17 protein-coding genes are annotated in these 14,674 nt (G+C 55.7%); all 17 read left to right on the top strand.

All coding sequences use genetic code 11. The features are described 5' to 3' along the window. Positions 1-42 precede the first annotated feature (42 nt). The 17 genes from DW806_RS15265 to DW806_RS15920 all read left to right on the top strand — a co-directional run bounded on the left by DW806_RS15265 (position 43) and on the right by DW806_RS15920 (position 14,510). Positions 43-414, top strand: a complete 372-nt coding sequence (locus DW806_RS15265) for a hypothetical protein (RefSeq protein WP_158578376.1) — start codon at positions 43-45, stop codon at positions 412-414. A gap of 127 nt (positions 415-541) precedes the next feature. Then, the gene (gene rplS / locus DW806_RS13025; protein WP_110436593.1) at positions 542-883 is read left to right on the top strand and encodes a 50S ribosomal protein L19; all 342 of its coding nucleotides are present in this window, start codon (positions 542-544) and stop codon (positions 881-883) included. Positions 884-1,008: 125 nt separating this feature from the next. Beyond that, positions 1,009-1,575, top strand: coding sequence for a signal peptidase I (lepB, locus tag DW806_RS13020; RefSeq protein ID WP_117490717.1), 567 nt, complete (start codon positions 1,009-1,011; stop codon positions 1,573-1,575). A 1-nt stretch (position 1,576) separates the two neighbouring features. Then, on the top strand, positions 1,577-2,434 hold the full coding sequence (gene ylqF, locus DW806_RS13015) for a ribosome biogenesis GTPase YlqF (RefSeq protein ID WP_110436595.1): 858 nt from the start codon (positions 1,577-1,579) through the stop codon (positions 2,432-2,434). A gap of 57 nt (positions 2,435-2,491) precedes the next feature. Further along, positions 2,492-3,109: a ribonuclease HII gene (locus DW806_RS13010; protein ID WP_117752253.1), complete on the top strand. Its 618-nt coding sequence runs from the start codon at positions 2,492-2,494 to the stop codon at positions 3,107-3,109. Continuing rightward, positions 3,106-3,456 (top strand): YraN family protein, encoded by a 351-nt coding sequence (locus DW806_RS13005; RefSeq protein ID WP_118730214.1) that lies wholly within the window; start codon positions 3,106-3,108, stop codon positions 3,454-3,456. Before DW806_RS13010 ends, DW806_RS13005 begins: the two co-directional genes overlap by 4 nt. Positions 3,457-3,458: 2 nt before the next feature. Beyond that, positions 3,459-4,421, top strand: a complete 963-nt coding sequence (locus DW806_RS13000) for a dipeptidase (RefSeq protein ID WP_118730213.1) — start codon at positions 3,459-3,461, stop codon at positions 4,419-4,421. A 100-nt stretch (positions 4,422-4,521) separates the two neighbouring features. Beyond that, a complete protein-coding gene (gene thrC / locus DW806_RS12995) occupies positions 4,522-6,015 on the top strand; it encodes a threonine synthase (RefSeq protein WP_118730212.1) in 1,494 nt (497 codons plus the stop codon). Continuing rightward, the gene (locus DW806_RS12990; protein ID WP_116704875.1) at positions 6,015-6,716 is read left to right on the top strand and encodes a metallophosphoesterase; all 702 of its coding nucleotides are present in this window, start codon (positions 6,015-6,017) and stop codon (positions 6,714-6,716) included. The genes thrC and DW806_RS12990 overlap by 1 nt, the downstream gene beginning before the upstream one ends. Positions 6,717-6,794: 78 nt before the next feature. Continuing rightward, positions 6,795-8,126 (top strand): trigger factor, encoded by a 1,332-nt coding sequence (gene tig, locus DW806_RS12985; protein ID WP_116704876.1) that lies wholly within the window; start codon positions 6,795-6,797, stop codon positions 8,124-8,126. A gap of 165 nt (positions 8,127-8,291) precedes the next feature. Next, on the top strand, positions 8,292-8,873 hold the full coding sequence (gene clpP, locus DW806_RS12980) for an ATP-dependent Clp endopeptidase proteolytic subunit ClpP (RefSeq protein ID WP_117490728.1): 582 nt from the start codon (positions 8,292-8,294) through the stop codon (positions 8,871-8,873). A gap of 52 nt (positions 8,874-8,925) precedes the next feature. Next, complete coding sequence (gene clpX / locus DW806_RS12975) at positions 8,926-10,242, top strand: ATP-dependent Clp protease ATP-binding subunit ClpX (protein ID WP_118730211.1); 1,317 nt, start codon at positions 8,926-8,928, stop codon at positions 10,240-10,242. A 132-nt stretch (positions 10,243-10,374) separates the two neighbouring features. Next, on the top strand, positions 10,375-12,789 hold the full coding sequence (lon, locus tag DW806_RS12970; protein ID WP_118730210.1) for an endopeptidase La: 2,415 nt from the start codon (positions 10,375-10,377) through the stop codon (positions 12,787-12,789). 1 nt (position 12,790) lies between these two features. Beyond that, a complete protein-coding gene (yihA, locus tag DW806_RS12965; RefSeq protein ID WP_227109736.1) occupies positions 12,791-13,402 on the top strand; it encodes a ribosome biogenesis GTP-binding protein YihA/YsxC in 612 nt (203 codons plus the stop codon). Next, positions 13,403-13,795: a hypothetical protein gene (locus DW806_RS12960; protein WP_117490730.1), complete on the top strand. Its 393-nt coding sequence runs from the start codon at positions 13,403-13,405 to the stop codon at positions 13,793-13,795. A gap of 159 nt (positions 13,796-13,954) precedes the next feature. After that, positions 13,955-14,278: an SCP2 sterol-binding domain-containing protein gene (locus tag DW806_RS12955; RefSeq protein WP_110436606.1), complete on the top strand. Its 324-nt coding sequence runs from the start codon at positions 13,955-13,957 to the stop codon at positions 14,276-14,278. Positions 14,279-14,384: 106 nt separating this feature from the next. After that, a complete protein-coding gene (locus DW806_RS15920; RefSeq protein WP_256129151.1) occupies positions 14,385-14,510 on the top strand; it encodes a hypothetical protein in 126 nt (41 codons plus the stop codon). Positions 14,511-14,674 lie beyond the last annotated feature (164 nt).

Here is a 14,674-nt window from a genome sequence, read left to right as displayed (position 1 = left end):
TGCAAGCAATTTTCGATAAAAATTATGCAAGATGGCGATAAAATGCGAAAAAATTCTTATGTTGCGGGATTGGGGATTTGTCTGCTTTTATGCGCTTGCGGTCAGCAAAAGCCGATTAGATTGCTTGCCGACGCAGAAATTGTGTCCACAGACAGCCGAAATCAAACAATCACTGTGCGGGATGCGGGAGAGACGACCGTATTCGGTGAGCATGGCACGGCAGACTGCTCGAAAGCAGCGCTTTCTGCTTACAATTCCGATACCGGCAAAACGCAGGAAATCGGCTTTGAGGACCTGCAGGTGGGAGATTACGTTGTCATCGGCCTTTATGACAACGAGAAGGCGCAGGCGCAGACCGAGACCGTTCGCGCCGAGTCTGTCGAGCGAATGAGACAAAAATCTGTGCAGGATTGAAAAAACACTTGCAATCCGCTACATGATATGATATTATAGTCGAGTAACAATGAACACGGGCATTCCTCTGCTCATTTATGGGTTTACGATGCGGCAAGAATGTCTAAGACGAAAGGAAGACTAAAAAATGGATCTCGTTAAAGTCCTGTCCGAGCAGCAGCTCAAGAGCGATCTGCCCACTCTGAAGATCGGCGATACCGTTAAGGTACACGCAAAGATCAAGGAGGGCAACCGCGAGCGTATTCAGGTATTCGAAGGCATCATCATTGCTAAGAAGCACGCTGGCGTAAACCAGACCGTAACCGTTCGCCGCATTTCTTACGGCGTAGGCGTAGAGAAGACCTTCCCGGTACATTCTCCGAACGTTGCTAAGTTCGAGGTTGTTCGCAGCGGTAAGGTTCGCCGTGCTAAGCTGTACTACCTGCGCGGTCGCGTAGGCAAGGCTGCCAAGATCGCAGAGAAGGTTTAATTCTAACATTACAACCGAACAAAAACGGGGAGCTTTTGCTCTCCGTTTTTTGTTTTCACTTGCGCATACGCTGTATTATCGCTATAATAATATTGTATGCTATCTTTTTGATGGAGGAAATCATAATGCAGCAAACCGAAAATAAAAAGAGTGAGGGACGCTTCTCGAGCGAGCTGTTCGGCTGGGGCGAATCCTTGATGGCGGTTCTGGTGTTCTTCGTGGTCGTATTCACGTTTTTCGTGCGCCTGATCGGCGTGGACGGCATGAGCATGTACCCGACCCTCGAGGATCACAGCATCATGCTGGTAAGCAACCTGAACTATACGCCCGAGCGCGGAGACGTTGTCGTGCTGCGCAAGGAGGGTTTTTACAACAATCAGCCGATCGTCAAGCGCATCATTGCGACCGGCGGTGATACGGTGGACATTGATCCCGTAACCGGCGACGTGAGCGTCAACGGCGAGGTTCTCGATGAGCCGTATATCAACGAAAAGATCGATGTACTCGAGCATATGGGCGATCTGACCTATCCGCAGACCGTGCCGGAGGGCTGCGTGTTCGTCATGGGCGACAACCGCAATGCCTCTACCGACAGCCGCGACAGCCGTCTCGGCATGGTGGATGAGCGCTACATCCTCGGTCATGTGCAGAGCGTGGTTTTCCCAATCAGCGATTTTGGAACGGTGAAGTAATATGAATATTCAATGGTATCCCGGACATATGACAAAGACCCGCCGGCAGATGGCGGAGTATATCAAGCAGGTGGACGCGGTCTGTGAGGTCGTGGACGCACGCATTCCGCAGGTGTCCCGCAACCCGGATATGGATGAGATTGCAGCAGGCAAGCCGCGTATGATGATCCTCAACCGCATCGACCTGGCCGATCCGAACATGACGGCTGTCTGGGCGAAGCATTTCCGTGAGCAGGGCATGGCGGTCATCCAGACCGACAGCCGCAGCGGCAATGGCACGCAGGCGTTCTCCGGTGCGGTTCGCACGCTGCTGGCGGACAAGATCGCCCAGTGGAACGAGAAGGGTCTGGTCGGCAAGTCCGTCCGCGTGATGGTCGTCGGCATCCCGAATGTGGGCAAATCCACGTTCATCAACCGCATTCTCGGCAGAAAATCCGCCAAGGCGGCAGATCGTCCGGGCGTAACACGCGGCAGCCAGTGGTTCCGCGTGGAGAGCGGTATTGACCTGCTCGACACCCCGGGCATCCTGTGGCCCAAGTTCGACGATGAGCGCGTCGGCATTCTGCTGGCGTGCACGGGCGCGATCAAGGATGATATTCTGGATGTTGAGACGCTCGGCTGCAAGCTGATGGAGCTACTCGCCGAACAGGCGCCGCAGACCATCATCGACCGCTACAGCATCGCCATTCCGGAGGAGGAGTGCGATTTCCTCGGTTATGAGCTGCTGCAGCAGGCGGGCAGACGCCGCGGTTTTCTGCTGCGCGGCGGTGAGATCGACACCGAGCGCATGGCGCGCATCCTGCTCGATGAGTTCCGCGGCGGTGTTCTCGGCCGCATTACGCTCGAGAAGCCGGAATAAACCAACAATTTCGAGGGCGAACCGCAGTGTTCGCCCTTGGTTTTAGGAGAGACAAACATGACTTGGGAATACGAAGAAAAAGCATGGGCGAACGGCTACGGCTCGGTGTGCGGCGTGGATGAGGCCGGACGAGGTCCGGTCGCCGGACCGGTGTGCGCAGCTGCGGTCATCCTGCCCGCCGGAATCGTCATCGAGGGGCTAAACGACTCGAAAAAGCTCAGCGAAAAGAAGCGAGAGAAGCTGTTCGATGAAATCACGGAAAACGCGCTTGCGTGGTCGGTTTCGCTCGTGGACGAGCGGGTGATTGACGAGATCAACATCCTGCAGGCGACTTACCGCGCGATGAAGCAGGCGGTGGACGGTCTGACACGCCCGGCGGATTTCGTCTATGTGGACGGCAACCGCTCGCAGGGACTCGAGCAGCCGCACGAGTGCGTGGTCTCCGGCGATGCAAAAATCCCGTCTGTCGCGGCAGCGTCCATCATCGCCAAGGTAACGCGAGACCGCCTGATGCGCCAGTTCGCCGAGCAGTACCCGCAGTACGGCTTTGAAAAGCACAAGGGCTACGAGACCAAGGCGCACGATGAGGCACTGCTTGAACACGGCCCGTGCCCGATCCACCGGATGACCTTCCTCAAGAAATTTTACGAAAAGCATCCGGATGCACCGCGATGAAGGGCGCGTGGGGAGAAAAAGCGGCTCGGCTGTACCTCGAAAAGCGCGGCTGGCACACGGCAGCGACGAATTTCCGCACCCGGTTCGGTGAGATTGACATTATCGCGGAGAACGCGCAGTATGTTATCTTTGTGGAGGTCAAGACGCGCAGGAATGCCCGCTACGGTCCGGCGTGCGAAGCCGTCACACCTGCCAAGCAGGCGAAGATCATCGCCGCTGCACAGGCGTGGCTGCAGGAGCATCCGACCGAAAAGCAGCCGCGGTTTGACGTGATCGAGGTTTACGGCGAGGAAAGCGCACCGGTTCCGCCGCGCATCAACCATCTGGAAAACGCCTTTGGAGGGTGAGTATGAAGCTGTTTGATCTGCACTGTGACACCATTTACGAGTGCTGCGAGACAGGAAAACACCTGCGGGAGAACGATTTACATATCAATTATGCAGCAGCGCGCAGGTATCAGCCGTATGTGCAGTTTTTTGCGCTGTTCTGCGGCGCGAGACAGCCGTATTCGCCGGAAACACGCGACTGTCTGCTCGATACGCCCGCTGATGAGCGGTTCGACCGCATGCTGACGACTGCCAGACGCGAGTTTGCCGCCAACGCCGACTGGCTGACGTTCTGCCGCTCGGCGGCGGACATCCGCGCGGCGGTGGAAGCCGGAAAGGCGGCGGCGCTGCTGTCCATCGAGGGCGCGGAGCTGCTGCCCGACCGGCCGGATGCGCTCGATTATGTTTACGACGCCGGTGTGCGTCTTATCACGCTGACGTGGAATTACCGCAGCCGCTACGGCTGCTCATCCGCCGTGGGTCAGAACGAGGGTCTGACCGAGCTGGGCAAGCAGCTGGTCCGTGACTGCGGCGAGAAGGGGATACTCGTTGATGTATCGCACCTGTCCGACCGCGGCTTTTGGGATGTGTGCGAGGCAACCGACCGTCCGTTTGTTGCGACCCACAGTGACTCTCGCGTGCTGTGCCGCAACTCGCGCAACCTGACCGACGAGCAGTTCGCCGAGATTGCAAACCGCAGGGGATTGGTCGGCGTCAACCTGTACACGCCGTTCCTCGTGCGGCAGAGCGATTCTGTGATCGATGACGCCATCGACCACATCGAGCGTTTCCTCGGTATGTACGGCGAGAAGGTGGTCGCGCTCGGCTGTGACTTTGATGGCTGCGATACCCTGCCGATCGGCATTGACGGTCTGGCGGATATGTATCGTCTGGCAGACCGCATGTTGACGCTTGGCTACAAGCAGGAAACGGTCGATGGGCTGTTTTACGACAACGCATTCAACTTTATGCAGAAAATGTTGTGACAGGACGGCGGAATTTCCACGGAATTGCCTATTGCCCAAACATACATATTTGCTATACAATAGAAGGAGCAATCAAAACCACTGCGGAGGTTGTAAAAATATGGATTATGTAAGCACAAGAAATAAGGAGCGCAAGGTTTCCGCGGCATACGCCATCGCCAACGGTATCGCACCGGACGGCGGCCTGTACTGCCCGACCGCGTTTCCCGCGCTTACCGACGCGGATTGGAAAACGCTTGCAGAGAGCGATTACAAGGGCCGCTCGGCGCTCATTCTCGGCAAGTTCCTGACCGACTTCACGGCGGAGGAGCTGGCGGACTTTGCGTCCAAGGCCTACGCCGATGAGAAGTTCGGCGGCGCAGATACTGCACCGGTGGTAAAGCTGGGCGAGGGCAAGAACCTGCTCGAGCTGTGGCACGGTCCGACCTGCGCGTTCAAGGATATGGCGCTGCAGATGCTGCCGCACCTGCTCACCGCGTCCCTGCGCAAGACCGGCGAAACCCGTACCGCCTGCATTCTGGTCGCTACGTCGGGTGACACCGGCAAGGCAGCGCTCGACGGCTTCCACGATGTACCGGGCACCAAGATCATGGTGTACTATCCGGTGGACGGCGTATCGCCCATGCAGAAGCTGCAGATGGTAACACAGGAAGGCAGGAACGTCGAGGTTGTAGCTATCCGCGGTAACTTTGACGATGCACAGAGTGCGGTAAAGCGCATCTTCACCGATGAGAATACCCGCGCAGCGCTCAACAAGGACGGCATGATGCTGTCCTCGGCAAACTCCATCAACTGGGGCCGTCTGGCGCCGCAGATCGCGTACTACGTTTCTGCGTACTGCGATATGGTTGCCGCAGGCACCATTGCACAGGGCGACAAGATCAACGTCTGCGTACCGACGGGCAACTTCGGCAACATCCTTGCGGCGTACATCGCCAAGAAGATGGGTCTGCCGGTCAACAAGTTCATCTGCGCGTCCAACCGCAACAACGTGCTGACTGACTTCTTCAAGAAGGGCGGCGAGTACAACCGCAACCGCGATTTCTTCACCACCACGTCGCCGTCGATGGACATCCTGATTTCGTCCAACCTCGAGCGTCTGCTGTTCTTCGCTTCCGACTTCAACGACAAGCTGGTTGCTGAGCTGATGAACAAGCTGAACACCGAGGGCAGCTACAAGGTAGCTGAGGATGTATTTGCCAAGATCGAGGCTGAGTTCGACGCAGGCTGCTGCGACGACAGCCATGCGGCTGATACCATCAACAAGCTGTGGAAGGACGAGAACTACCTGTGCGATACGCACACCGCAGTTGCCGTTCGCGTATACGAGGACTATCGCGCTCGCACCGGCGACGAAACGCCAACCGTGATCGCGTCCACCGCGTCTCCGTTCAAGTTCTGCCGCTCGGTTATCGAGGCGCTCGGCGGTACGCTCGAGAACGACGACGTTACCCAGCTGGAGGTGCTCTCTCAGCTGACGGGTGTACCGGCACCCGCTCCGCTTGCCGCTCTGGCAGGCAAGACGCCGCGCTTTGACCGCGTGGTAGACAAGGCCGACATTCTGTCCACCGTCGGTCTGCTCAAGGATCTGTAATGGCGCTTTATACGCTTGCCGATCTGCACCTTGCCGCCGATGTAGCCAAGCCGATGGATATTTTCGGCGGCCGGTGGCAGGGGCACACGGAAAAGATCATCAAAAACTGGCGTGCGCTTGTTGCGCCGGAGGACACCATTGTTTTGGGCGGGGATATTTCGTGGGGCATCAACCTTGCGGAAGCGAAAGGCGATTTTGCGCTGATCGACTCGCTGCCGGGCAAAAAGATCATTTTGAAGGGCAACCACGATCTGTGGTGGGAAACCGCCTCCAAAATGCACCGTTTCTTAGATGAAAACGGATTTACTACCATTGATTTTCTACATAACAACTGTTTTTTCTATGAAAAGACCGCGCTGTGCGGCACACGCGGCTGGCCCTTTGAGGAGGACTTCGCCGACCCGCACAACGAGAAAATCTTCAAGCGCGAGCTGCTGCGGCTCGAGGCATCGCTGAAGCTCGGCGCTGCCGCAGATCCGGAGGAGATACTCTGTTTCCTGCATTATCCGCCGCTTTACGCATCCTACCGCTGCGGTGAGATCATCGAACTGCTGCATAAGTACGGTGTAAAGCGCTGTATTTACGGACATTTGCATGGAAAAAGCCTGAGTCATGCCGTAACAGGTGAGCAGGAAGGAATTGAATGGAAGCTCGTCTCCGGAGATTTTGTGGATTTTATCCCGATTTTTCTGAAAAAATAGAAAAAACTATGGAAATTCTCAAAATAATCTGGTAGAATGATTTAGATACAATCGAAAGTAAGTAAGGAGATTGGCAACATGGAACTGAAAAACACTGAAAAGCAGGAGCACAGCGTCGTTGCTCTGACTATCGAGATCACCAAGGCTGAGTTTGAAGCAGCTAAGGACAAGGCATTCAAGAAGACCGGCAAGAACATCACCGTTCCGGGCTTCCGCAAGGGCAAGGCACCGCGCAAGATGATCGAGAAGCTGTACGGCGAAGGCGTGTTCTTTGAAGAGGCTTTCAATATCATTTATCCGGACGCTATGGAAATGGCTGTTGAGAAGTCCGGCATCAAGCCGGTCGGCCGTGCAGACGTTGATCTGGGCGACCCGGCAGAAGAGGGCGGCCTGACCATCATCGCCAAGGTACCGGTTGAGCCGGAAGTTGAGCTCGGCGAGTACAAGGGCATCGAGGTTGAGAAGGAGACCGTTAAGGTTCTGCAGGCTGACGTTAAGGCAGAGCTGAACCGCATGGCTCAGCGCAATGCCCGCACCGAGACCGTAGAGCGCAAGGCTAAGAAGAACGATACCGTTGACATCGACTTCGAGGGTTTTGTAGACGGCGTTCCGTTCGAGGGCGGCAAGGCTGAGCATCACGAGCTGACTCTGGGCTCCGGCGCATTCATCCCGGGCTTTGAGGATCAGCTGATCGGCTGCAAGGCCGGCGACGAGAAGGACGTAGTTGTTACCTTCCCGGAGGAGTACCACGCTAAGGAGCTGGCAGGCAAGGAAGCTACCTTCAAGTGCAAGGTACACAAGGTTGAGGAGACTATCCTGCCGGAGATCGACGACGAGTTCGCTAAGGACGTTTCCGACACCTGCGAGACCCTTGATGATCTGAAGAAGGAGATCACCGAGCGCCTGAAGGCAGAGCGTCAGGAAGCTGCTGACAACGCTTTCGAGGAGAAGGTTCTGGACGCTGTAATCGACGGCATGAAGGCTGACATTCCGGCTGCTATGATCGACTCCCAGGTTGACACCATTGTACAGGACTTCGGCTACCGTCTGCAGATGCAGGGTATGGGCCTCGAGCAGTACCTCAAGATGACCGGCACTGAGATGGGCGCATTCCGCGCAATGTTCAAGGATCAGGCTGAGCGTCAGGTTAAGACCCGTCTGGCACTGCAGAAGGTTGTTGAACTGGAAGGCATTACTGTTTCCGATAAGGAGCTTGAGGAAGAGTATGCTAAGATGGCAGAGCAGTACAAGATGGAAGTTGAGAAGGTTAAGGCCATCGTTTCCAAGGAAGCTCTGGAGGGCGATCTGAAGATCTCGAACGCGCTCGAGTTCATCAAGAAGAACGCCAAGGTTAAGAAGGCAGCAAAGAAGAAGGCTGCTGAGGAGACCACCGAGGAGACCGCAGAGTAATTTCTGCTGATTCCCCAAAGCGCGCAAACAACAGCAAACCAAACGCTTAGCGTTGGTTCATAAGAAAAGCGCGAGCGACGCTCGCGCTTTTTCACCTATATTCAAGGAGGACAAAATCTGCGCTTTTTCGCAGCTTATCCGCCTTGCTGAAAGGAGTTTTCCCAAGTGAGTTTAGTCCCTATGGTCGTAGAGCAGACCGGCCGCGGCGAGCGTTCGTTTGATATTTACTCCCGCCTGCTGAATGACCGCATTATCATGCTGTGCGATGAAGTAAACGACACGACCGCTTCTCTGGTCGTGGCTCAGCTGCTTTATCTGGAAGCACAGGACCCGGATAAGGATATTTCGCTGTATATCAACAGCCCCGGCGGCTCCGTAACCGCAGGTATGGCGATTTATGACACCATGAACTATATCAAGTGCGATGTTTCGACCATCTGCATTGGCATGGCGGCTTCCATGGGTGCATTTCTGCTGTCCTCGGGCGCCAAGGGCAAGCGCTACGCGCTGCCGAATGCTGAGATCATGATCCATCAGCCGTCCGCCGGCACGCAGGGTCAGATCACTGATATGGCGATCCACCTGAAGCGCCTTGAGATCATCAAGAAGCGCATGAACAAGATCCTGTCCGAAAATACCGGCAAGCCGGTTGAGACCGTGACGGCTGACTGCGAGCGCGATAACTTCATGACCGCGGACGAGGCTGTTGCATACGGTCTGATCGACAAGGTATTCGATAAGCACTAAGGCAATTCTGCATTGTCGTAATTGTAATTTTTTCGTAGTATAGAGGTGGCATATGCCAAATTATGATGATGGAAAAGAACTGAAATGCTCGTTCTGCGGCAAGCCGCAGAGCCGCGTGCGCAAGCTGATCGCAGGACCGAACGTGTATATCTGCGATGAGTGTATCGGCGTATGCACCAGCATTCTGGATGACGAGCTGGACCTCATGCCGGAGTACGAGCCGCAGAGCCATGCACTCGTAAAGCCCGAGCACCTGCCGACGCCGCAGGAGCTGAAAAAGGTGCTCGATGAGTACGTTATCGGTCAGGATCGTGCGAAGATTGCCCTTTCGGTTGCGGTTTACAACCACTACAAGCGCATCTACCATCCGGAGACCGAGGTAGAGCTGCAGAAGTCCAACATCCTGATGCTGGGTCCGTCCGGCTCGGGCAAGACGCTGCTGGCGCAGACGCTGGCCAAGACACTGCAGGTTCCGTTCGCAATCGCGGACGCGACCACGCTGACCGAGGCCGGCTACGTCGGTGAGGATGTCGAGAACATCCTGCTGCGACTGATTCAGGCGGCGGACTTTGATGTGGAGCTGGCAGAGCACGGCATTATCTACGTCGATGAGATCGACAAGATTGCTCGCAAGAGCGAAAACCCGTCCATCACCCGCGATGTTTCGGGTGAGGGCGTACAGCAGGCACTGCTGAAAATGCTCGAGGGCACGGTTGCCAACGTACCGCCGCAGGGCGGCCGCAAGCATCCGCATCAGGAATTCATTCAGATCGACACGACCAATATTCTGTTTATCTGCGGCGGTGCATTCGACGGTATCGAGGGTATCATCCAGAAGCGCACCGGTAAGCAGGGGATGGGCTTCGGTTCTGAGGTAAAGGGAAAGGAAGACGAGCAGACCGACCGTCTGCTGGCCAAGATCGAGCCGCATGACCTGATGAAGTTCGGCCTGATTCCCGAGCTGATCGGCCGTCTGCCGGCCATCGTTTCGCTCGATACGCTGGATAAGGACGCACTCGTCCGCATCCTGCAGGAGCCGAAGAACGCACTGGTCAAGCAGTACGAAACGCTGTTCGCAATGGATGGTGTAGAGCTGAAGTTCCAGCCGGAGGCACTGGAGCGTGTGGCTGAGGTTGCACTCGAGCGCAAAACGGGTGCCCGCGGTCTGCGCGGTGTGCTGGAGAACGTGATGACCGACATCATGTTCCGTATTCCGTCCGATGAGACCGTCTGCCGCGTGGAGATCACGCCAGGCGTTGTGGACGGTACCGGCGAGCCGGTTGTCGAGCACGGCGAACGCACGGCTGTTCCGGCGGAAAAGCAGCCGCCGAAAAAGGCTTCGCGCAGAAAGCCGACCAAGAGCGCATAACCAATCAAAACCAATACGGGCGGGGAACGAGATTCCCGCCCGTATTTTTAACGTTCAACGCCTTTACAAACCCCGGAAGATATACTATACTGAAACTAATAGACAATTTTCCGTGCAAGGAGAAACGAACATATGACAGAGCTTAACGGAATCGTCCTCAGCCGCCTGCCGGTGCTGCCGCTGCGCGGACTGACGGCGTTCCCTAATATGATCGTCCACTTTGATGTGGGCAGAATGATGTCGATTCGCGCACTGGAAGCGGCGATGAAGAACGGCCAGACCATCTTCCTGACCGCGCAGCGCGAACTGAAAACCGATACGCCGACGCCGAGCGACCTGTACCAGATCGGCACGATCTGCCAGATTCGCCAGATCCTGCGTCTGCCGGGCGACAATATCCGCGTGCTGGTCGAGGGCAAGACCCGCGCACTCGCGCACAACTTTATCGCCGCCGAGAAGGACGAGGACTGCATGTATGCCGAGGTTGAGGAACTCGAGGACTACGTTTACGGCGTGACCGAACGCCGCGCGCAGGCACTCGTGCGCACCGCACAGGAGCGCTTCGGTGAGTACGCGCAGTATGCGTCCCGCCTGTCGCCCGATGTGGAGCTGACCGTAGCCGAGGGCGGCGATCCGGGCTATCTGGCGGACTATATCGCCCAGAATATTCCGGTCGATGTGGCAGCCAAGCAGGAAATCCTCGAAGAGCTTGGCATTACCCGCCGTCTGGTGATGGTGATTCGCATGCTCGGTGAGGAGACCGAGGTCCTCAAGATCGAAAACGAGATTCAGGACGAACTCAAGACCCAGATCGACAAAAACCAGAAGGAATACTACCTGCGCGAGCAGATCAAGGTCATTCAGACCGAGCTCGGCGAACAGGACGTAGCCGCAGAAGCGGAAAGCTACCGCACACGCGTGCTCGACCTCAAGCTGCCGAAGGAGTGCGAGGACAAGCTCATCCGTGAGGTGGACCGCTTTGCCAAGCTGAGCGGCTCGACGGCCGAGCAGGGTGTCGTGCGTACTTATCTGGATACCGTGCTCGACCTGCCGTGGAATAAGAAGAGCGAGGAACGTCATGATCTGGCGGAAGCACAGGCGATCCTCGACCGCGACCACTATGGCATGGAGAAGGTCAAGGAACGCATTATGGAGTTTCTTGCCGTTAAGAGCCTTGCGCCCGACCTCAAGGGGCAGGTGCTGTGTCTGGTCGGCCCTCCGGGTGTCGGCAAGACCTCGATTGCCAAGTCTGTTGCAGAGGCCATGGGCCGCAATTACACGCGCATGAGCCTCGGCGGTGTGCGTGACGAGGCGGATATCCGCGGTCACCGCAAGACCTACATCGGCGCGATGCCGGGCCGTATTATGGATGCGCTGCGCCGTGCCGGTACGTCCAACCCGCTCATCCTGCTCGACGAGATCGACAAGATGGGCAATGACTTCCGCGGCGATCCGGCATCGGCAATGCTCGAAGTGCTGGACACCGAGCAGAATGTTGCCTTCCGCGACCACTACATCGAACTGCCGTTTGATCTGTCCGACGTGGTGTTCCTGACGACTGCGAACGATCTTTCGACCGTTCCGCGTCCGCTGCTCGACCGTATGGAGGTTATCGAGCTGCCGTCCTACACGGCGGAGGAAAAGCGCCTGATCGCACGCCGTCACCTGCTGTCCAAGCAGATGAAGAAGCACGGCCTGAGCGAAAATCAGCTGATCGTGGACGATGAAACGCTTGATGCGATCATCAGCGGCTATACCCGCGAAGCAGGCGTACGCCGTCTTGAGCAGGTGCTGGCGAAGCTGTGTCGCAAGGCGGCAAAGCATATCGCGGATGGCGACGAAAGCCTGACGGCTACCAAGGAGAATCTCGAGGAGCTGCTCGGCACGGCGACCTTCAAGGACGATCTGGTCAGCAAGAAGGACGAGGTCGGCATTGTAAACGGTCTCGCGTGGACGAGTGTCGGTGGTGAAATGCTTGAAGTTGAGGTGGCGGTCGTGCCGGGCACCGGTAAGATCGAAATCACCGGCAATCTCGGCACGGTCATGCAGGAGAGCGCAAAGGCGGCTGTGACGTTCGTGCGCTCCAAGGCAGAGGCACTGCACATCGACCCGATGTTCTATAAGGACAACGATCTGCACATTCACTTCCCGGAGGCAGCGATTCCGAAGGACGGCCCGTCCGCAGGCGTGACGATCACCACGGCGCTGATTTCGGCATTGACCGGCGCGCCGGTTCGTCACGAGGTTGCCATGACCGGCGAGGTAACGCTGCGCGGCCGCGTGCTGCCGATCGGTGGTCTGCGCGAGAAAACCATGGCGGCGTATCGCGCGGGTATCAAGACCGTGTGCATTCCGAAGGACAACGAGAGCGATTTGAAGGACATCGTGCCGGTCGTTCGGGAAAACATCAACTTTGTCATTGCGGAGCACATGGACACGGTGGTGGAGACCGCGATTGACTTTTCGCGCCGTCCCAAGCAGAAAAAACGCAAGTCCGCACCGGTAAAGCGTGCAGCGGACTCGGCATCGACAACGGTGGTACAATAATATGGAAATGAAGAAACCGAATTTGCATAACGCGGAATTTCTGCGCTCGGCGGTGAAGGAAAGTGATTTTCCGCACGACCCGCTGCCGCAGATCGTGTTTGCGGGCAAATCCAACGTGGGCAAAAGCTCGGTCATCAACAAGCTGCTGAACCGCAAGAACTTTGCGCGTGTCAGCGCACAGCCGGGCAAGACCATTCACATCAACTATTTCACAATCGACAAGGCAATGTATCTGGTCGATCTTCCTGGTTACGGCTACGCGCGCGTTTCCAAGGCTGAGCAGCAGCGGTGGGGTGCTCTGATGGAGACCTACTTTGCAATGGATCTGCTGACGCTGGGCATCCAGATTGTGGACATTCGTCACAAGCCGACGCGCGACGATATGACGATGGCAGAGTGGTTCCGCGCATCCGGAAAACCGTGGGTGATTATCGCCAACAAGCTGGATAAAATTAAGAAGAGCCAGCTTGAGGGCAATATTGCGGAGATTCGTCAGACATTGCTGTTGCCGGAGGAAGTGCCGGTCATTCCGTTCTCGGCAGAGAAGGGATTCGGTCGTGATGAGGTGCTTGACCTGATTTTCGAGCACGTTTGCGGAAAGGAAGAGGCATAAATGGATTTTTTCCGCCGTTTTATGGCAGGCCGCTACGGCAGCGACCCGCTCAATAACGCACTGCTCATTCTCGGCATTGCGCTCATTATCGTTGCGCGCATTCTCGGCTGGGCGTGGATGAACGTATTCATTCTTGCGCTGCTGTGCCTGTGCTATTTCCGCATGTTCTCGCGCAATATTCAGGCGCGGTATGCGGAGAATGAAAAGTTCATGAGATGGTGGCGTCCGGTATCGAACAGGATTCGCGGTGCACAGGGCCGTTTTGCCGACCGTAAGACACACTGCTATTTCAAGTGCCCGGAGTGCGGTCAGCGCCTGCGCGTGCCCAAGGGAAAGGGAAAGATTATGATTACCTGCCCGCATTGTCACACCAAATTCGACCGAAAGACCTGAAATTAACTGTTGATTACTGTTCAATTTACAAAGCGGCTGTGCATTAAAAATTGCACAGCCGCTTTGTTACGGTTTCACGGCTAAATCACCAAAATTATCCTTGCTTTTTCTTGCATGTGTTGTATAATAAAGATAGAAAATAGAGCAGGGGTGAGTCCGATGGATATTGATCAGCTGATTGGAAAGTTTTACAACAGATTAAAGAAGGCAGATATTGCCGGCACGGAAGGCAAGGTTGCGGTGCAGTTTAATCTTACGGGCAAGATTACGGGTGTATTCTACATCGAAATTCTGAACGGCAATGTGTCCGTTATGCCGTATGAGTATATTGATCACGATGCAATCGTTTCCGGTTCGATGACGAATCTGGAGAAGATGCTTACCGGCAAGCTGGTTCCGCAGGTTGCTATCGCTGAGGGTAAGATCAAGGTGGAAGGCAACGTGGATAAGGTTATGCTGCTGGCAGAACTGATGAAGAAATGATGCAAAGCTGCATAGAGGAAGACCCGCCGTACTTTCAGGCGGGTCTTTTATGTAAAAGCATTCGAAGCGGTACATGCTGTAGTTATACAAGGAGAAATGCTCAAAAATGAATAAAAAACAGAAAAAAGCCAAACTGACACTGGATATTATTGCGTGCGCATTGTCAGCGGTCAGCGCAGGACTGTCGATTGCGGCTTTTGTAATCAGTCTTGTGCGGAGAAATGAGAAATAAATGTCGAACAGAGACGGAAAAACTCTTGACATTCGCTGTTGGATTTGGTATTCTATTAAAGCTGTCTCTCAGAGACGAGCGCAAAACCGAAAAGCTTGGTTTAGAATGGCTTGATTCTTTCAAAAAAAGAATTTGAAAAAAGTTCTTGACAAACGCTTCTGGTT

Source organism: Butyricicoccus sp. AM32-19 (genome assembly GCF_003480365.1).
In the GTDB taxonomy this organism is placed as follows: domain Bacteria; phylum Bacillota; class Clostridia; order Oscillospirales; family Butyricicoccaceae; genus Agathobaculum; species Agathobaculum butyriciproducens.
The sequence above is the reverse complement of the archived record's forward strand: the minus strand, read 5'-3'. Positions and strand labels throughout refer to the sequence as shown.